Here is an 18,164-nt window from a genome sequence, read left to right as displayed (position 1 = left end):
AGGGGATCGGTGTCAGCAGTTTTTCGATCTGTCCGGTGCGCCGGCTCGCGCATGACGACAGAGGTGCGCCATCCTGTCGATGTAAATTTTAGCCAGCCCTGATGCCGGCGGATTTTTCATGCGGCACCTGTTCTGGCCAGGTCTGTCAATGCGAGCACCAGACGGTCAATGTCGGCCTCGGTGTGCGCGGCGGACAGGGCAATGCGTAAACGCGCAGTGCCCACCGCCACAGTCGGCGGTCGAATGGCGGGCACCCACAGTCCGCGTGCGCGCAGGCCTTCCATCACGGCCAGCGCAGCGTCGTTGGGCCCAATCACCACGGGCTGAATGGCGGTGGGCGACTCGCCCAGCTGCCATGAACTGCCTTGCAGGCCCTGAGTCAGGCCTTGACGCAGGCGCGCAATCAGGCGCTGCAGGTGCTCGCGCCGCCACTCGTCCTGCTCAATCAGCTGCAGGCTGGTTTGCAGGGCCGTGGCCAGCAAGGCGGGGGCGGCGGTGGCGAAAATATAGCTGCGGGTTTTTTGCAGCAGCCATTCAATCAGGGCGTCGCTGCCAGCCACAAAGGCCCCTGCCACACCTGCGGCCTTGCCCAGCGTGGCCATGTAGAGCACGCGGGGCGAGGCGTTTTCGCCCGACAGGCCAAAGTGCGCGAGGCTGCCGCGTCCCTGCGGCCCCATCACCCCAAAGCCGTGTGCGTCGTCGAGCAGCAACAGGGCGTCGTAACGCTCGCACAAGGCCAGCAGCGCCGGTATATCGGCTACATCGCCATCCATGCTGAACACGGCGTCGCTGATGACGAGCTTTCGCCGCGCCGGGCTGTTGCCAAGCGCCTGTTCCAGCGCTGCCAGGTCAGCGTGCGCGTAGCGATGAATCTGCGCGCCCGACAGCCGGGCGCCATCAATCAGGCAGGCGTGGTTGAGTGCGTCCGAAAACAGCGCATCGCCCTTGCCGACCAGCGCGGGCACGATGCCGGTGTTGGTGGCGTAACCCGCATAAAAGTAGAGTGCGCGCGCCTGGCCGGTAAAGCGCGCCAAATCGCGTTCGAGTGCAGCATTGGCCGCCGTGTGGCCGCTGACCAGGGGCGAGGCTGCCGAGCCTACGCCGAAAGCATGGGCACCGTCACAGGCGGCCTGCACCAGCGCCGGATGGTTGGCCAGGCCGAGGTAGTCGTTGCTGCAAAACGCCAGCATGCACTGCCCGTCCACCTCCAGGCAGGCACCGTCCTGCGGCACAACAATGCGGCGCCTGCGGCGCAGGTGCAGGCGGTCCAGTTCTGCGATACGCGCCGGAAATTCATCCAGCCAGGAGTTTGTCAGAAGGGCTGTACTTGCCATGCAGGGGGAATGTCCATGGTGATGTTTCGGGGATCAGGCTTTGACTGAAAAGGAATGCTGGCCAGCAGCGGCGCCGCCAGTTGCTGCTGCAGGAAGGCGATGTTGCCGGCCTGCGCCAGCATGCCCGGGTCAATGTGGTTGGCGGCCCAGCCTGCCAGCGTCAGGCCGCGCGCACGTATGGCCTGGGCGGTGAGCAGTGCATGGTTGAGGCAACCCAGGCGCAGGCCTACTACCAGCACCACGGGCAGGTTCAGCGCTGTGGCGAGGTCGGCACCGGTTTCGGTTTCCGACAGCGGCACCATAAAGCCGCCTGCACCTTCCACCACCACGGCGTCGGCCAGGTGCAGCAACTGCCGGTGGCAGGCGACGATGTGGGCCATGCTGATGCGAACCCCCGCGCGCGCTGCCGCAATATGGGGCGACACCGGATCGGGCAGCAGCACCGGGTTGTCCAGTTCGGGCGGTACGCGGCAGCTGGAAGCCCCACGCAAGGCCAGAACGTCCTCATTGGCCTGCCTGCCATCAATCAGTTCGGTTCCGGCTGCCACCGGCTTCATGCCGACGGCGCGTGCATGGTGTTTTGCAAGCGCATGCAGCAGCGCGCAACTCACCAGTGTCTTGCCGACGCCGGTGTCCGTTCCGGTGACAAAAACCGAAAACCTGCGTGCCTCAGGCATGCGTGTTGTCTTCGGCAAGCGTGGCCTCAAGTGCCGCGAGCGCGCCTTGCGCCAAATGCGTTGCCGCTCCCTCGTCCATCACATAAGGGGGCATGGCGTAAATCGTGTTGCCGATCGGTCTCAGTAACACGCCGTGCGTCATGGCTTGCTGCTGGTAGCGGCGTGAAAAAGAGGGCGATGTGGTGTTTGCGTCCCATGCCCAGATCATGCCGAGTTGCCTGGCGTTTTTGATGCGTGCGTGGGAGGTCAGGGGCGCAAAAGCCTGACTGATGGTCTGGGTCAGCATGACGTTGCGGGCCAGCACATCGTTTTTTTCAAACAGCTCCAGTGTGGCAAGTGCCGCGCGGCAGGCCAGCGGGTTGCCGGTATAGGAGTGCGAATGCAAAAAGCCGCGCGCTACATCGTCGTCGTAAAAAGCCTGGTAGACCGTGTCGGTGGTCAGTACCGCAGACAGCGGCAGCGTGCCGCCAGTCAGGCCTTTTGACAGGCAGATGAAGTCGGGCCGTATGCCGGCCTGCTGGTGGGCAAACATCGTGCCGGTACGGCCGAAGCCCGTGGCGATTTCGTCCACCACCAGGTGCACCTCATAGCGATCACATAGCGCACGCACATGCTGGAGGTAACAGGCATCGTGCATGGCCATGCCGGTGGCGCACTGCACCAGCGGCTCGACGATAAGGGCGGCGGTGCCGCTGTGGTGCAGCTCCAGCCATGCCTCCAGGGCGCTGGCCGCGCGGTGGGCCACGTCGGCTGCACTTTCGCCCGGCTGTGCGGCGCGGGCGTCGGGGCTGGGCACGGTGGCTGCCAGCCGCACGAGGGGGGCGTAGGCTTCGCGGAACAGGGCAATGTCGGTCACCGCCAGCGCACCGACAGTTTCCCCGTGATAGCCGCCCGCCAGGCCTACAAAGCGGCATTTTTCTGGCCGGCCGGTATTGCGCCAGTAGTGGGCGCTCATCTTCAGCGCTATCTCTGTCGCCGAAGCGCCGTCACTGGCATAGAAGGCATGGCCCAGGCCCGTGAGCTGGCCCAGTTTTTCTGACAGCTGCACCACGGGTTCATGCGTGAAACCGGCCAGCATCACATGGTCGAGCTGATCCAGTTGCGCGACCAGCGCGGCCTTGATGTGCGGATGGCCATGGCCGAACAGGTTAACCCACCATGAACTGATGCCATCAAGATAGCGGCGCCCTTCAAAGTCGTAAAGCCAGACGCCTTCGGCTTTTGCAATGGGCACCAGCGGCGATGTCTCGTGCCGTTTCATCTGCGTGCATGGATGCCACACGTGCGTCAGGCTGCGCTGGAGCAGCGAGGTGTTGTTCATGGACATGCAGGTGAAAAAAAGCGGAGCGTGCGCGAGACCAGTGTCCGTCAGCTGACAATCCGGCCGCCGGTGCCAAGCACGCCTACGTCCACAAAACTGCCACCCACCCGGTTGCCGGCGCCGAAACTCACGGTCATGCCGCCCATGTTGAAGCCGGTGATGCTGTCGAGCGCCGCGATCAGCGATGCGCGTGTGACGTTGTTGCCGGCCCGGCGCAGGCCTTCGGCCAGAACGCGCGCATTGGCATAGCCTTCAAGTGTGGGCGTGGAGTAGTCGGTCCAGCCGCTGGCGGCCATGTCGATCTGGTAGCGGCGCACCAGTTCATTTTTGGTCGAAAAAGGTGAAGGCACGACCAGCGCAAAGCCCATGCCGCGCCCACTTTCGCCCATGGCTGTGATGTTGGCCGGACTGGCGCTGATGGACAGGCCGTAAACCGTACTGGTGCCGCCTGCGGCGCGCAATGCCTTGAGGAATAGCGGGGCAATGCCACCCAGCACCATGATCACCATTTGCGGCTGTGCTTTGGCAATCGCCTGTGCTGCAGGCTCGACTTCGGTGCTGGCCGTGCCTGGCGTTGTGGCCATAACCACCGGCTGGAGTTTGGCATCGGCCATCGACTTCTGAAATGCCGCCAGCACCGATGTGCCCAAGGGGTCCTTGGGATAGACGATGCCGATTTTGTTCATGCCCAGCGTGATGGCGGTGTTGATCAGCTTCTCGACTTCGGCGTCGTAGCTTGCGCGAATCCAGAACACATTGGGCGGGCTGGTCTTGCGCAGGCCGGAGGTGCCGGTGTTGGGGCCGACAATGGCCATGTCCTGCACCGACTCCATGATGGCTGCCGTCTGTCGCGTGCCCAGTGGATTGATCATGGCCAGGATGGACTTGTCAGCCTGGAAGGCCAGCGCGTTTGTTTTGGCGACATCGGGCTTGAACTGGTCATCGGCAATCACCAGCTCTACCTTCGCACCGTTGATGCCGCCGGTTTTGTTGATGGCGTTGAAGCAGGCCGAAGCACCGCGAAAGTTGCCATTGCCATTGGCTTTTTCAAAACTGCTGTCGTCAAACGAGCTGCCGATTTTCAGGGTGCGCCCGGCTGCGGGTGCCTGCGCGAATGCGGGAAGGACCAGGCTGGTCGCGGTGAGGCCGCCCAGGGCAACGAGGTCGCGGCGGGTTAAAACGGATACGGGTTTTGAAGTCATGATGTGTCCAGAAGGTTCAGTAATGCAAAAGCCTGCTGACCCTACGCGGATTCGCATCGCCGCGCCTGTCTGGTGTGAGATAGCAGTTTTCCAGAAACGCTATACCTGCTCAGGCCGGCTGCACAGGGATGGTCGAGCGCTCTTCCTTGATGCGGTTGTCGGGGTTGACGAAAACAAGCTTGGGCAAAAAGCCTTTCACTTCCTTCTCTTCAACCTGCGCAAAGGCGGCAATGATGACCAGGTCGCCCACCGCAGCACGGCGTGCGGCAGAACCATTCACCGAGATGATGCGGCTGCCGCGTTCTGCGCGGATGGCGTAGGTGATGAAACGCTCGCCATTGTTGATGTTCCAGATGTGCACCTGCTCGTTCTCGCCCAGGTTGGCGGCGTCAAGCAGGTCTTCGTCGATGGCGCATGAACCTTCGTAATTGAGCTCGCAGTGCGTCACGGCAGCGCGGTGGATTTTTGATTTGAGCAGGGTGCGGAACATGGTGTGAAGGGATCGAATCCGGTTTTTGGCATACCGGTTTTTTGCGGCCGGCAGGTCATGAATCAAAGGCGCTTTTGAATAGGCTGTAACATTCGCGTCAGTTTTTTGAGGTACGCCGCGGCGCCTCAAAGCAGGCTGCTAGTTTAAAACACCGGCCGACTCCAATTTTTATTAGATGGCTTATGAAAAAATCCTTCCATTTTTCGGCTGGGGCGCTTGCTGTCCTGGCTGGGGCTGATGCTGCACGGGCACTGGCTGAAGATATTGGCGATGGCGACCTGACCGCCGGCCTGATTGATGCGGCCACCCAGGCCAGGGCGCAGGTGCAGGCCCGCCAGGCCGCCGTGATCTGCGGCCAGGCCTGGGTCGAGGCGACCTTCCACCAGCTTGACCCGCAGGCCAGTCTGGTCTGGCATGTGGCGGACGGCGAGCGCTGCGAGGCTGGCCAGGTCGTGTTTGAAGTCCGGGCCCAGGCCCGGGCGCTGCTGTCGGCGGAGCGAACCTGCCTGAACTTCCTGCAGCTGTTGAGTGCTGTTGCGACCAAGACAGCGGGTTATGTGGCCGTTGTGGCGGGTACTTCGAGCCAGATCGTCGACACGCGCAAGACCCTGCCGGGCCTGCGCCTGGCCCAGAAGTATGCGGTGCTGACCGGCGGTGGAACCAACCACCGCGTGGGCCTGTACGACGCGGTACTGATCAAGGAGAACCACATTGCCGCTGCCGGCGGTATCGCCCAGGTGCTGCAGCGCGCAGCGCAGGTGGCCGCGCAGGCCGACTTTGTGGAAATCGAGGTTGAGAACCTCGACGAACTGTCACAGGCCCTGGCGGCCGGTGCACGCATGGTGCTGCTGGACAACATGAGCCTGCCCGACCTGCAGGAAGCCGTGCGCATCAATGCCGGCCGCGCGGTGCTGGAAATTTCCGGTGGTGTCACGCTGGAGGGCCTGCGTGCGCTGGCGGAAACCGGCGTTGACCGCATCAGCATCGGTACGCTGACCAAGGACATCCAGGCGGTGGATTTCTCAATGCGCTTCGATGCGCCGGCGGTGGGTGCATGAGTTCCGCCACCCTGCCGGATATCCGGGTCGATTACGAACAACCTGAAACTGCGCAGGCCGGCGCTGCCTGCGGTACACGCCACGCATGGGCGCGGGTGCCTGCGGAGCCGTCGCAGGCCGAGCGTGCAGCGCTCAAACAGCGCATACGCAGCCTGCTCCAAAGCCGCAATGCGGTGATGGTGTCGCATTACTACGTGCATCCCGATCTGCAGGACCTGGCCGAAGAAACCGGCGGGCTGGTGTCTGACTCGCTCGAGATGGCACGTTTCGGCCGTGACCATACTGCGCAGACGCTGGTGGTGTCCGGCGTGCGCTTCATGGGCGAGACCGCAAAAATCCTGTCGCCGCACAAGACAGTGCTGATGCCCGATCCCGACGCCACCTGCTCGCTGGACCTCGGCTGCCCCGTGGATGATTTCACTGCCTTTTGCGATGCGCACCCGGACCGCACGGTGGTGGTGTACGCGAACACCAGCGCGGCGGTGAAGGCGCGCGCCGACTGGCTGGTCACGTCGGGCTGCGCAGTCGATGTGGTGGCGCACCTGAAGTCACAGGGCAAAAAGATACTCTGGGCGCCTGACCGTCACCTGGGTGCCTATGTGCAGCGCGAAACTGGGGCTGACATGCTGTTCTGGAACGGCGCATGCATCGTGCATGACGAGTTCAAGGCCTTTGAACTGGCGGAGCTCAAAAAGGAGCATCCGCTGGCCCGGGTGCTGGTGCATCCCGAATCACATCCCGACGTGGTGGTGCTGGCCGACGCGGTGGGCTCGACCTCGGCCATCCTCAAGGCCGCACGCGAGATGGACGTGAAGGAGTTCATTGTCGCCACCGACAACGGCATGATGCACAAGCTGCGCAGGCTCAACCCGGGCAAGACATTTATTGAAGCGCCGACGGCTGGCAACAGCGCCACCTGCAAAAGCTGCGCGCACTGTCCCTGGATGGCCATGAACAGCCTGGCCGGACTGGCCCACGTGCTGGAAACCGGTACCAATGAAGTGCTGGTAGACGAGGGCACGGGCCTGCGCGCACGCCTGCCCATAGACCGCATGCTGGCCTTCACGGCAACGCTGCGCCCGGGCCAGGCGGCTGCGGGGCTGGTGCCGAATGTCGGCGCTGCCTGAGTCCGCGTCCGGGCTTTCCGCCCTTGTAGATTTCACCGACCCGCGTGATCCAGGCGGGCGGCGCCTGCGTCACGCTTTTGGCCCGCCACGCAAAGTGCTGATAGCCCGCGAGACCGGCGAGGTCAGGCCGCTGCTTGATGCGGTGGAGCACGCAGCGCAGCAAGGCGCCTGGTGCGTGGGCTACCTGCGATATGAAGCCGCGCCTGCTTTTGACGCCGCCTTGAAAACCCATGCCGCTGAAGGGCCGCTGGCCTGGTTTGCGGTTTATGACAGCGCGTTGCCCTGGCCGGACGCAGCTGGTGATGCGGTGCGGGTGGAATGGGAGCAGGCCCTCCCGCGCAGCATTTTCGATGCGGCCCTGGCCACGCTGCAGCAGGGCATCGCAGACGGTGCCTGGTACCAGGTCAACTTCACGGCCCGCATGCATGGTGTGCTGTCGGCCTTGTCTGCAGAGGGTGTGGAGGATGGGGTCAAGCCTGCGCTGGCCCTGTTCCACGCCCTGCAGCGCGCCCAGCCGGGCGGTTATGCGGCTTTCCTTGACACTGGTGAGGAGCAGGTGCTGTCGGTGTCGCCAGAGTTGTTTTTTGACTGGGCAGACGGCCTGGTCCTGACGCGGCCCATGAAGGGCACCGCGCCCCGTGGCCCCACGCCTGAAACCGATGCCGCCCAGGCCGCAGCGCTCCGCCTGTCGCCCAAGGAGCGGGCTGAAAACGTGATGATCGTGGATCTGCTGCGCAACGACCTGTCGCGCATCGCCGTGCCATCTGGCGTACGTGTCCCCCGGCTTTTTCACGTCGAGGCTTTGCCATCGGTATGGCAGATGACCTCCGACGTCGAGGCGCGTACGAGGGGCGGTTGCCGCCTGGCCGATATCTTTGCGGCACTGTTCCCCTGTGGCTCTGTGACCGGCGCGCCCAAGATCCAGGCCATGCGCGCCATCCATGCCCTGGAAGCCGGGCCGCGCGGCGTCTACTGCGGTGCGCTGGGTGTGGTGCGTCCCGGCGGCGCAGCGACTTTCAATGTGCCTATACGCAGTGTTACACTGAGCGGCCGGACCGCACACTGCGGGATAGGCAGCGGCATCACCTGGGGTTCAACGGCCGTTGGTGAATGGCGTGAATGGCAGCTCAAACAGGCTTTTGTGCAGCGTGCCAGCCAGCCTTTCGAGCTGCTTGAAACCCTCTGCCTTGAAGATGGCCGCTTGCGTCACGAGGCTGCGCATCTGGCGCGCCTGGCGCAGGCAGCGGGGCATTTTGCCTACCCTTGGGACGCGTTGCAGGTGCAGCGCGTCCTGGAGTTGCTGGCGCAGCAGCATGCCCCGGGTGCGAGGCGCGTACGCCTGCTGCTGGACGCGCAGGGGCAGTTGCGTGCCGAGGCATTTGAGCTGCCAGCATCACCAGCGCAGGTCGTGCTCGAACTGGCGCAGACGTCGATGGACGATGCGCGCAGCGAGTTTGTACGCTTCAAGACCACGCGGCGGTCGCATTACGATGCGTTCGCCCCTATCCGTCCGGGCGTGTTTGACACCCTGCTGTGGAATGCCGAGGGCGAGATTACCGAGTGCACGCGCGGAAATGTGGCCCTGCTGCTGGATGGCCGCTGGGTCACGCCTGCCCTGCACTGCGGCCTGCTGGCTGGCGTGGGCCGTGCGCACGCGCTGGCGACCGGTCGCGTGGTGGAAGCCGTGGTGCGGCTGGAGGACTTGGCCCGCGTGAAGTCGCTGGCGTTTGTGAACAGCCTGCGCGGCTGGATACCAGCCAGCCTTGATCAGGCCTCGGCGGGCACCAGGATGCTGGGACTGGCAGAAGCTGCGGTATCGGGATAGTCCCGGCTGAAATGCAGGCCACGGCTTTCATGACGGCCCTGGGCGGATTGCACGATCAGTTGTGCCACCTGGGCGAGGTTGCGCAGCTCGAGCGATTCGCGGGTGACGCGCGAGCTGCCATCAAGTACTTTCAGTTCTGACTGCAGCAGCGCAATACGGTGCGCTGCGCGTGCCAGCCCCGCGGTCGTGCGCACGATGCCCACGTCGTCCCACATCAGGCGGCGCAGTTCGTCCAGTTTGTCCGCCACCATGGTGGTGTCGGCGATGGGCGTGGTCTGGTCGTCTTGCCCGTTTGAGACCGGTCCTGCCGCGACGGGCTGTTGCCGCCCTATCGCCTCTGCTGCCGCCCGTGCCAGCACCAGGCATTCGACCAGTGAGTTGCTGGCCAGGCGGTTTGCCCCATGCAGGCCGGTGCAGGCGGTCTCACCAATGGCATACAGGCCAGCCACGTCGGTCTGTCCGTCCAAGCCTGTCATCACGCCGCCGCAGGTGTAGTGGGCGGCGGGTACCACCGGTATGGGTTGCCGGGTAATGTCTATGCCAAGCGCCAGGCAGCGCTGCAGGATGTTGGGGAAGTGCTCGTGCAAAAAGGCCGGGCTCTGGTGCGAGATATCGAGGTAGACGCAGTCAAGTGCGTGTGTTTTCATCTCGAAGTCAATCGCCCGCGCGACGACGTCACGCGGTGCCAGCTCTGCGCGGCTGTCATGCGCCGGCATGAAGCGCGTACCACCCTTTGATGTCGGCAGCAGCAATTGGCCACCCTCGCCACGCACTGCCTCGCTGATCAGGAAAGAGTGCGCATCTGGGTGGCAGAGCGAAGTCGGGTGGAACTGCACGAACTCCATGTTGCCGACCCTGCAACCTGCGCGCCAGGCGGCGGCGATGCCGTCACCTGTGGCGGTGTCAGGATTGGTCGAGTGCAGATAAACCCTGCCTGCACCGCCGGTCGCAAGAATGGTGTGGCTGGCGGTGAAGGCCTGGATACGGCCCGTGGTGACATCCAGTACATACGCCCCGCTGCATCGGGGTATATATGCGTCGCCAGCGCCCATGATGAGGTCCACCAGCATGTGGTGTTCAAACAGGGTGATGCGCGGCTCCTTGAGTACCTTGCTGACAAGTGTTCGCTGCACCTCTGCGCCTGTGGCATCCGCTGCGTGGACAATGCGGCGCTGGCGGTGGCCGCCTTCGCGTGTCAGGTGCAACTCGCCGGGCTGATCGGGGTCTTGTGAAAAGGCCACGCCCAGTTCACGCAACCACGCAATTGCCGCCGGCGCGCCTTCAACCACGGCACGGGTGGCATCCAGATCGCACAGGCCTGCGCCGGCCACGAGGGTGTCGTCAACGTGTTGCTGTGTGGTGTCGCCATCGGCCATCACGGCTGCCAGCCCGCCCTGGGCCCATCCGCTGGCGCCATCTCGCAGGTCGCGCTTGGTTACCACCGCTACCCGGTGCGTCGGGGCCAGCAGCAGGGCGGCCGTCAGGCCGGCCAGGCCGCTGCCGATGATGAGAACGTCGAAATGCTCGGTGCGCGGGTTGCTGGAATTCATGAAGCGATCAGGCGCCGGCTGGGCGCGGGGAATTCAGGCTGGTGTGTACGCCAGTCTTACGTAAATGGGCGCAAAGGCCTCGGCTTGCGTGACTTCAAGCAGCCCTTCCTTGGACAGCTCAAGCAGCGCGATGAAGGTCACCACCAGCACGGGCATGCCGCGGGTGGGGTCGAACAGTTCTTCAAACTCCAGGAACTTTCGGCCCTGCAGTTTGCGCAGAACAATGCTCATGTGTTCGCGCACCGAGAGTTCTTCGCGGCTGATCACGTGGTGCTGTACCAGCTTTGCGCGTTTGACAATGTCACGCCAGGCGTCCTGCAGGTCAACCACATTGACATCAGGAAAGCGCGGCTGCAGCGCCTGCTCGACATAAACCTGTGCACGCAGGAAGTCGCGGCCGAACTGCGGCATTTCGTTGAGCTTGTGGGCAGCCAGCTTGATCTGCTCGTATTCGAGCAGGCGGCGGACCAGTTCGGCGCGCGGGTCTTCGGGCTCCTGACCCTCGGCCACCTTTTTGGGCGGCAGCAGCATGCGCGACTTGATCTCGATCAGCATGGCCGCCATGAGCAGATACTCGGCAGCGAGTTCAAGGTTTGTGGCGCGGATTTCATCGACATACACCAGGTATTGCCGCGTGACGGCAGCCATGGGGATGTCGAGAATGTTGAAGTTCTGCTTGCGGATCAGGTACAGCAGCAAGTCCAGCGGGCCTTCAAAGGCTTCGAGAAAAACCTGCAATGCATCCGGCGGGATGTACAGGTCATGCGGCATCGCAAACAAGGGCTCGCCGTACAGGCGTGCCAGGGCGACCTGATCTATGACTGCAGGCATGTCGGGGCTGGGCATGGCCGCAAGCGCCATGCCGGGGATGTCATGCATGCCGGGTATGGGCGACTGGCCGGATTCTGGGGGTGAAGAGGTTGGCTGGGACATGAACAGGTGGCCGGCGGTGACGCTGGGTCAGAGAAAAACCGGCTTGCTGCCTATTTGCTGTTCGGGTGGCCTGCGGTGCCGTAGACATAAGGCTTCTGGGCAACCTTGGCATCCAGATAATCAGCCTGTTCTGCGCGGTTCAGGTTTTTGTCCCAGAGCAGCGCCCGGCCAGCACGTTGCTCGGCTTCCAGGGTCGGCTTGCTGGCCTTGAGCCCGTCGATGAACTGGGTGGTGTCCGAGGTGTAGTCGGCGCGCCGGAAGAAGCGTAGGAGGGACATGGGGCTAAACTGTTCTTTATAGGGTTTGACGAACCAAGCCCGATTTTACCGGGGACTGCCTTGCGATCTTTTTTATTCCCTTCAATCCTGAGCCTGGGCCTTGTTTTGGGTCTGGCTGCCTGTGATTCCCAAAACATTGCCGAACTTGAAGAGGGCGTGGCGACTGAAGCGGATGTGAGGGCCCGCTTCGGTGAGCCCGAGAAGGTCTGGGACGCATCAGACATGGCTTCCATGCCCTCGCCGGGCGCTGCCGCTGCCCCCGGTGCCCGCACCTTTGAGTACAACCGCCAGCCCCAGGGCATGGTCAATTACATGATCACCATAGGGCCGGATGGCAAAATGAGCGCGTTGAGGCAGGTGCTGAGCCCCCAGAATTTTGCAAGGATATTGCCCGGCATGCCGATGGAGCAGGTGCGAAAAACGCTGGGCAAGCCCATGAAAATCACGCCTTATGCAGGTCAGCAGCAGACCCATTACGAATGGCGCTACCTGAACCCGCCCAATACGGCGATGGTTTTTACCGTGGTGTTTGACAGCGACCTGAAAGTTGTCAGCACGGCGTCGGTCGAGGAGGCCTTGGCGAACCCCAAGGGCGGTTGAGCCAGCGCTTTTCCGTTTTGTGCAGACTCAAAGTGACTCGACTTTTTCAAGAAAGCCGGACCGTTCCATCACGGCTCTGGGCTCGGCATTGAGCCCAGCCAGTACCAGGCGTCCGCCGCGCAGCACGATCGCTTTGTGCACCTGCTCCAGTACATCCAGGCCTGAAGGATCAAGCGATTGCAGCGACTGCAAATCCAGCCGAATCACCAGCCCCTGGGGTGAGCTTTCAACCAGCGTCAATATCGGGTCAAGTTTGGCGACGGCGCCAAAAAACAGCGAGCCGTAAAGCTGGAAGCTTGCGCTTTCCGGCGTGCGCGAGACCTCGACGACCTGAAACAGTGTGCTCATACGACGGATAAACAGAATGCAGGCCAGGATCAGGCCGACCTGCAGGGCCACTGTCAAATCAAAAATGACGGTCAGCAAAAACGTGCCCAGCATGATGAGTGCCGAATGGCTGCCAGCCTGGCGCAGCTTGGTGAACTCGCGCCACTCGCCCATGTTCCAGGCCACATACAGAAGGATGCCAGCCATCACCGACAGCGGCACGTGAACGGCCAGCGGCGCTGCCACCAGCACGCTGACCATCAGTGTGGCGGCGTGCACAATGCCGGAGACCGGCGAGGTGGCACCGGCCCGCACGTTGGTCACCGTGCGGGCAATCGTGCCGGTGGCGGGCATGCCGCCAAAAAAAGGCACCACGAAATTAGCCACGCCCTGGGCCATCAACTCCTGGTTCGGGTCATGTCGCGGCTGCCCTGAAATCTGGTCGGCCACACGTGCGCACAGCAGCGACTCGACAGCACCCAGCAACGCAATCGTGATGGTGGGGTCTACCAGCAGGCGTACCGTTTGCCATGAAAAATCTGGCAATGCAAAAACCGGCAGGGCACGCGGAATGCCGCCGAATCGCGAGCCTATGGTTTCAACGGGAAGGCTGAGAAACCAGGCAAACGCTGTCAGGGTGACCAGCGCCACGATGGGACCCGGCATGCGCGATGCCATGCGTGTGGCGCGTTGCAACGGCAGGCCTTCGACAGCCTGCACCAGCTTGAGCAATCGGGTGGTAAAGCCCTGACTGGCGCGTGCGCGCGTGTCGAACAGCCTAGGCCAGATGAACAGTCCGAGAAGGCAGGCAATGCCCAGGCCCAGGGAATGGAGGTTCAGGCTGTCAAGGTGGCGAGCTATCACGCGCAGCTGCGAGAAAAAATCAACCGGCATTTTCGCAATATCAAGGCCCAGCAGGTCCTTGACCTGCGAAAGCACGATGAGCACTGCGATGCCGTTGGTAAAACCGATCACGATGCTGACAGGTACATAACGCACCAGCGTTCCCAGTTTGAGGAAACCCAGCAAAAACAGCAATACCCCCGCGCAGGCAGTAGAAATCAGCAGGTTGGCCAGGCCGTAGCGTTCAAGAATGCCATAGACGATGACGATAAATGCGCCAGCCGGGCCACCTATCTGCACCGCCGAGCCACCCAGTGCCGCGATGAGAGCGCCCGCAATGATGGCCGTCCATATGCCCGCCTGCGGGTTCAGCCCCGATGCAATGGCGAAAGCCATGGCCAGTGGCAACGCCACGATACCGACGGTGACGCCTGCCCCCAGATCCTTCACAAACCGCTCGCGGGAGTAGTTGTGCAGACTGTCCAGCAAACGTGGCCGGAATTGTGCGAAGTTCGGGATGGGTGGCATGGAATCGTATTGTGGCCGCTGCTACGCTGGATTTTCGCTGTTTATTCATCCATACTGAAACCATGCTCTTGCCCTGAGATACCCACGAGCCTGAAGCTCACATGAAAACGCCCGGATTCAAAACCTTTCTGCTGGCCTGCGCTGTGCTCATTGTGGGTATGGCGTTGCCGGTGCGCGCCGCGCATACACAGGCACCCGTCTGGAAGGGCGTGCAGTATCCGACTGAAGTGGTGATGGACGAATCCGGGCAGCAGTCCCTCGAGTTCGTCAGAAACCGGTTTGCACGCGGCGAAGGTGTTGTTGTCTCTGGCAACCAGCAGCTGCCGCTCGGTGGCATGAGCACAGGCTGGCTGCGCATTGTCCTGCCCGCCGTTACTGCACCGGTAGACGCAGTGCTGACAGTGGTTCATCCGGGCCTCGACTCTGCGTCGCTGCATGACCTTGTGCCGGGTGGTGACTGGCATGTGCAGCGTTCGGGTGACTCCCTGCCTGTGGCCAGATGGTCCCGGCCTTACCTGCATCCGGCCTTCCAGCTGGAGCTTCTGCCGGGCGAACCCCGCGCCGTGTACCTGGCGGTTCGTCACAGCAGTCGGGTCGGCGTCTACTGGCAGCTCTGGGACCGTGCCAGTTTTGACCGCCAGAGCAGTACCCTGCATATGGTGCTGGGTGCGTATCTCGGGTTTGTCATTCTGGTTGTTGTACTCAGCTGCTTCAATGCCTGGAACTGGCGCGACCCCATACATCTGGTGTACGCCGCCTATGTGGTGATTCTGGGTCTCGGCCAGTTAACCCTCACCGGGCTGTCGGGTGAGTATTTCTGGCCGCACCACGCCTGGTGGAACGACATTGCCGCCATCGTCGTGCCCATGCTGTCTGCCGGATGGGCCGCGTTGCTGGTGCACAGGCTGGTGGTCGAGCGCGGCAACCATGTCGTCAGTGCCTTCCTGGTCAGCGTCATGCTGACGTCGCTGGCTTACGCCATCGGTTTTCTGCTGTTGGGGCGCTCGCGGCTTTTTTATACATCCAACCTCGCCTACCTCTATTTCCTGCCGGTGCTCATGGGGAGCCTGATCTGGTTTTCGGTACGCCGACCCGTCATAGGGCTGTGGGCGCTGGCGGGGTTCTTCTGTCTTTTTGTCGGCTCGCTGTTCCCGATACTGCGCAACCTTGATGTAGTGCCCATCAGCTTCTACTCGCAGTTTGGCGCGCAGATCGGCGCGGCGCTGGAGATTCCGTTGTTGCTGGTGGCGTTGTACTTTCGCAGCCGTGACCGGCGTGATACCCAGGTTCGCCTGAGCGCGCTGTCGCGCGTCGACCCGCTGACCGGCGTGGCCAGCCACCGTTTGTTGATGGAAAGGCTGGAACATCTTCTTGAGCGGCACCAGCGTGACCCGCAGGTCGGTGCGGTGCTGCGCGTGCGGCTGGTTAATGGGGCTGAAATACGGATGGCATATGGGGCCTCGCTCGCACAGGCTGCGCTGGTGCGTGCGGGCGCCTGTGTCGCCACGCCCGCGCAAGTCAGTGACACGGTGGGCCGGCACAATGACGGCGACTTCGTCTTGCTGATTGAAAGCAAAACCACCGAGTCGCAGGTCACCGACGTGGCCCAACGCATCATTGCAGAAGGCCTGCGCCCGGGCCGCAACCTGCCGCGCGACCTGATGCTGCACTTGCATGTGGCCTGCGTGAGCTGCCCATTACCCAAGGATGACGGCGAGAGGCTGCTCAGGCACCTGGGCAACCTGCTCGAAGAGATTGCCAAAACCCCCCGAAAGGCCTTGCGTTTTATGCATTACAGGAGCGGCAGTCAGCCGTTCTCACAGCCACCAGACGGCGACGATGTGATCCGGGTATAGGGCGCGTGGGCGCCGGTCAGCGCACCCGCATGCCAGGCAGCGCGCCGGGCATGGGTTCCAGCACATAAATGCCGGGTTGTGCCTTCTCATCGGCATGGCTGGCCGCCAGCACCATGCCTTCGCTGATGCCGAACTTCATCTTGCGCGGCGCAAGATTGGCGACCATCACCGTGTGCTTGCCGATGAGGTCTTCAGGCTTGTAGCTTGATGCGATGCCGCTGAAGACATTGCGGTGTTTGCCTTCACCCACATCCAGCGTCAGGCGCAGCAGCTTCACGGAACCTTCAACGGCTTCGCAGTTGACGATTTTGGCAATGCGCAAGTCGATTTTGGCGAAGTCGTCGATGGTGATGGCGGGGGCGAGCTCTTCGCCGCCGGGGACGGTGGCTACTGCCTCCGGCTGTGCGGGTTCGGCTGATGCCGGTGGCTCGAAGAGGGCGTCCAGTTGCTCGGAAGTCACTCGCTGCATCAGATGTTTGTATTCGCCAATCCTCGTCGGGGCGTCTTCCATGTCTGTCCAATGGAAGTTTTTGACCCTCTCAAATTCAAACCCTGGAGGCTTCACAAAGAAATCGTTAAGTACAGTCTCTGCGACAGATGGGAAAACTGGAGCCAACATTACCGTCATTGCTTTGAAGCCCCACAGCGCTTGAGAACAAATCATTTGGACTTGACCTTTTGCGCTTTCATTTTTTGCGAGTGCCCACGGTTTTGATGAGTCAAATCGCTCGTTGACTTTGTCGGCATAAGCCATGATTTCTCGCAAGGCTTTGCCAAACTCTCTTTGTTCGTAGAAGCTTTGCACAACTTGTGCAGTCCTTCTGATCTCAAACAGTAAATCCGAATGTGGAATAGTGTGCGGGCTTTCGCTCCAACGAAGTTGCCCGCCAAAGTACTCGTTAATAAATTTGGAAGACCGACTGGCAATATTGATGTACTTGCCAATCAGATCACTATTGACCCGCGCCATGAAATCATCGGCGTTGAAGTCAATGTCTTCATTCTTGGCATTGAGCTTGGCGGCCAGGTAATAACGCAGCCACTCGGGGTTCATGCCCAGGCTCAGGTATTTGAGCGGGTCCAGGCCGGTGCCGCGGCTCTTGCTCATTTTTTCGCCGTTGTTCACGGTGAGAAAGCCGTGCACAAAAATGTTGTTCGGCGTCTTTCGGCCGCTGAAATGCAGCATCGCCGGCCAGAACAGGGTGTGGAAGGTGACGATGTCCTTGCCGATAAAGTGGTACTGCTCCAGCGCCGGGTCGGCCATGTATTCGCTATACGACAGCCCGTCTTCGCCGGCTTCGATACAACGCTTGTCGAGCAGGTTTTTCAGCGAGGCCAGGTAACCTACGGGTGCATCCAGCCAGACATAAAAGTACTTGCCGGGCGCATCAGGGATCTCGATGCCGAAGTAGGGCGCGTCGCGGCTGATGTCCCAGTCACCCAGGCCTTCGCTTTTTGTGCCGTCGGGGTTGGTGCGTACGCTGAACCACTCCTTGACCTTGTTGGCAACTTCAGGCTGAAGACGGGGCTTGCCGCTTTCATCGTTGCCCTGGGTCCACTTTTCAAGAAAGTCCACGCAGCGCTGGTCGGAGAGCTTGAAGAAAAAGTGCTCGGAGCTTTTGAGTACAGGCGTCGCCCCCGACAGGGCCGAGTATGGGTTGATCAGATCTGTGGGCGCATACACCGCGCTGCAGTTTTCGCAGTTGTCGCCGTACTGGTCTTTGGTGCCGCACCTGGGGCAGGTGCCCTTGATGTAACGGTCAGGCAAAAACATGTTCTTTTCCGGGTCAAAGAACTGCTCTATGGTTTTGGTCTCTATGAGTGAGCCTTGCGGGTTGTCACGCAGGTCACGGTAGATCTGCCGGGCCAGGTCATGGTTCTCAGGCGAGTCGGTAGAGCTCCAGTTGTCAAAACTGATGTGAAAACCGTCCAGGTATTCTTTGCGGCCGGCTGCAATGTCGGCCACGAATTGCTGCGGCGTCACCCCCGCTTTTTCGGCGGCAATCATGATGGGCGCACCGTGTGCGTCATCGGCGCCTACAAAGTTGACGTCGTTGCCCTGCATGCGCTGAAAGCGGACCCAGATGTCGGCCTGGATGTACTCCATGATGTGGCCGATATGGAACCTGCCATTGGCGTAGGGCAGGGCGGTGGTGACAAACAGGCGGCGCTGGGACATGAATGGGCTTGGTTGGGCTTTAGGGGGACTGGTCCG

15 protein-coding genes are annotated in these 18,164 nt (G+C 62.0%); 5 read left to right on the top strand and 10 right to left on the bottom strand.

All coding sequences use genetic code 11. The features are described from left to right. Positions 1–116 precede the first annotated feature (116 nt). The 5 genes from bioF to panD form a co-directional block, all read right to left on the bottom strand. Positions 117–1,334 (bottom strand): 8-amino-7-oxononanoate synthase, encoded by a 1,218-nt coding sequence (bioF, locus tag HYX42_RS13595; RefSeq protein WP_293403867.1) that lies wholly within the window; start codon positions 1,332–1,334, stop codon positions 117–119. Next, entirely contained in the window at positions 1,313–2,011 is a 699-nt protein-coding gene (gene bioD, locus HYX42_RS13590; RefSeq protein ID WP_293403865.1) for a dethiobiotin synthase, read from the bottom strand. Before bioD ends, bioF begins: the two co-directional genes overlap by 22 nt. Continuing rightward, on the bottom strand, positions 2,004–3,338 hold the full coding sequence (locus HYX42_RS13585) for an adenosylmethionine--8-amino-7-oxononanoate transaminase (RefSeq protein WP_293403863.1): 1,335 nt from the start codon (positions 3,336–3,338) through the stop codon (positions 2,004–2,006). Before HYX42_RS13585 ends, bioD begins: the two co-directional genes overlap by 8 nt. A gap of 41 nt (positions 3,339–3,379) precedes the next feature. Then, the gene (locus tag HYX42_RS13580; RefSeq protein ID WP_293403861.1) at positions 3,380–4,534 is read right to left on the bottom strand and encodes an ABC transporter substrate-binding protein; all 1,155 of its coding nucleotides are present in this window, start codon (positions 4,532–4,534) and stop codon (positions 3,380–3,382) included. Between the two features lie 109 nt (positions 4,535–4,643). Further along, a complete protein-coding gene (panD, locus tag HYX42_RS13575; protein WP_293403859.1) occupies positions 4,644–5,024 on the bottom strand; it encodes an aspartate 1-decarboxylase in 381 nt (126 codons plus the stop codon). Positions 5,025–5,206: 182 nt separating this feature from the next. Between panD and nadC the strand changes: the two genes are divergently transcribed. Genes nadC through HYX42_RS13560 form a run of 3 tightly spaced genes read left to right on the top strand, consistent with a single transcriptional unit; the run spans position 5,207 to position 9,034 of the window. Beyond that, positions 5,207–6,082 carry a carboxylating nicotinate-nucleotide diphosphorylase gene (gene nadC, locus HYX42_RS13570; protein WP_293403857.1) on the top strand — a complete coding sequence of 292 codons (876 nt, stop codon included), beginning with the start codon at positions 5,207–5,209 and terminating at the stop codon, positions 6,080–6,082. Beyond that, on the top strand, positions 6,079–7,209 hold the full coding sequence (nadA, locus tag HYX42_RS13565; RefSeq protein WP_293403855.1) for a quinolinate synthase NadA: 1,131 nt from the start codon (positions 6,079–6,081) through the stop codon (positions 7,207–7,209). The genes nadC and nadA overlap by 4 nt, the downstream gene beginning before the upstream one ends. Continuing rightward, positions 7,193–9,034 carry a chorismate-binding protein gene (locus HYX42_RS13560; protein ID WP_293403853.1) on the top strand — a complete coding sequence of 614 codons (1,842 nt, stop codon included), beginning with the start codon at positions 7,193–7,195 and terminating at the stop codon, positions 9,032–9,034. Before nadA ends, HYX42_RS13560 begins: the two co-directional genes overlap by 17 nt. Here HYX42_RS13560 and nadB read toward each other — a convergent pair. The 3 genes from nadB to HYX42_RS13545 form a co-directional block, all read right to left on the bottom strand. After that, positions 8,977–10,584, bottom strand: a complete 1,608-nt coding sequence (gene nadB, locus HYX42_RS13555) for an L-aspartate oxidase (RefSeq protein ID WP_293403851.1) — start codon at positions 10,582–10,584, stop codon at positions 8,977–8,979. The two genes, HYX42_RS13560 and nadB, sit on opposite strands and share 58 nt — an antisense overlap. A 33-nt stretch (positions 10,585–10,617) precedes the next feature. Then, on the bottom strand, positions 10,618–11,463 hold the full coding sequence (locus tag HYX42_RS13550; protein ID WP_293404542.1) for a ScpA family protein: 846 nt from the start codon (positions 11,461–11,463) through the stop codon (positions 10,618–10,620). Positions 11,464–11,567: 104 nt separating this feature from the next. Further along, the gene (locus HYX42_RS13545; protein WP_293403849.1) at positions 11,568–11,795 is read right to left on the bottom strand and encodes a DUF3460 family protein; all 228 of its coding nucleotides are present in this window, start codon (positions 11,793–11,795) and stop codon (positions 11,568–11,570) included. A gap of 60 nt (positions 11,796–11,855) precedes the next feature. Here HYX42_RS13545 and bamE point away from each other — a divergent pair, with 60 nt between their 5' ends. Further along, a complete protein-coding gene (gene bamE, locus HYX42_RS13540; protein ID WP_293403847.1) occupies positions 11,856–12,395 on the top strand; it encodes an outer membrane protein assembly factor BamE in 540 nt (179 codons plus the stop codon). Positions 12,396–12,422: 27 nt separating this feature from the next. Here bamE and HYX42_RS13535 read toward each other — a convergent pair whose 3' ends face one another. Continuing rightward, positions 12,423–14,093 carry a SulP family inorganic anion transporter gene (locus HYX42_RS13535; protein WP_293403845.1) on the bottom strand — a complete coding sequence of 557 codons (1,671 nt, stop codon included), beginning with the start codon at positions 14,091–14,093 and terminating at the stop codon, positions 12,423–12,425. A gap of 101 nt (positions 14,094–14,194) precedes the next feature. Between HYX42_RS13535 and HYX42_RS13530 the strand changes: the two genes are divergently transcribed. Then, complete coding sequence (locus tag HYX42_RS13530) at positions 14,195–15,949, top strand: 7TM diverse intracellular signaling domain-containing protein (RefSeq protein ID WP_293403843.1); 1,755 nt, start codon at positions 14,195–14,197, stop codon at positions 15,947–15,949. A 16-nt stretch (positions 15,950–15,965) separates the two neighbouring features. On the opposite strand, the gene metG is transcribed toward HYX42_RS13530, so the two are convergent. Further along, positions 15,966–18,128: a methionine--tRNA ligase gene (gene metG, locus HYX42_RS13525; RefSeq protein ID WP_293403841.1), complete on the bottom strand. Its 2,163-nt coding sequence runs from the start codon at positions 18,126–18,128 to the stop codon at positions 15,966–15,968. Positions 18,129–18,164 lie beyond the last annotated feature (36 nt).

Origin of the sequence: Polaromonas sp., assembly GCF_016185115.1 — a bacterium.
Classification (GTDB): Bacteria; Pseudomonadota; Gammaproteobacteria; order Burkholderiales; family Burkholderiaceae_C; genus Polaromonas.
Note: the sequence above shows the minus strand (reverse complement) of the source record. Positions and strands in the feature narration are given on the sequence as shown.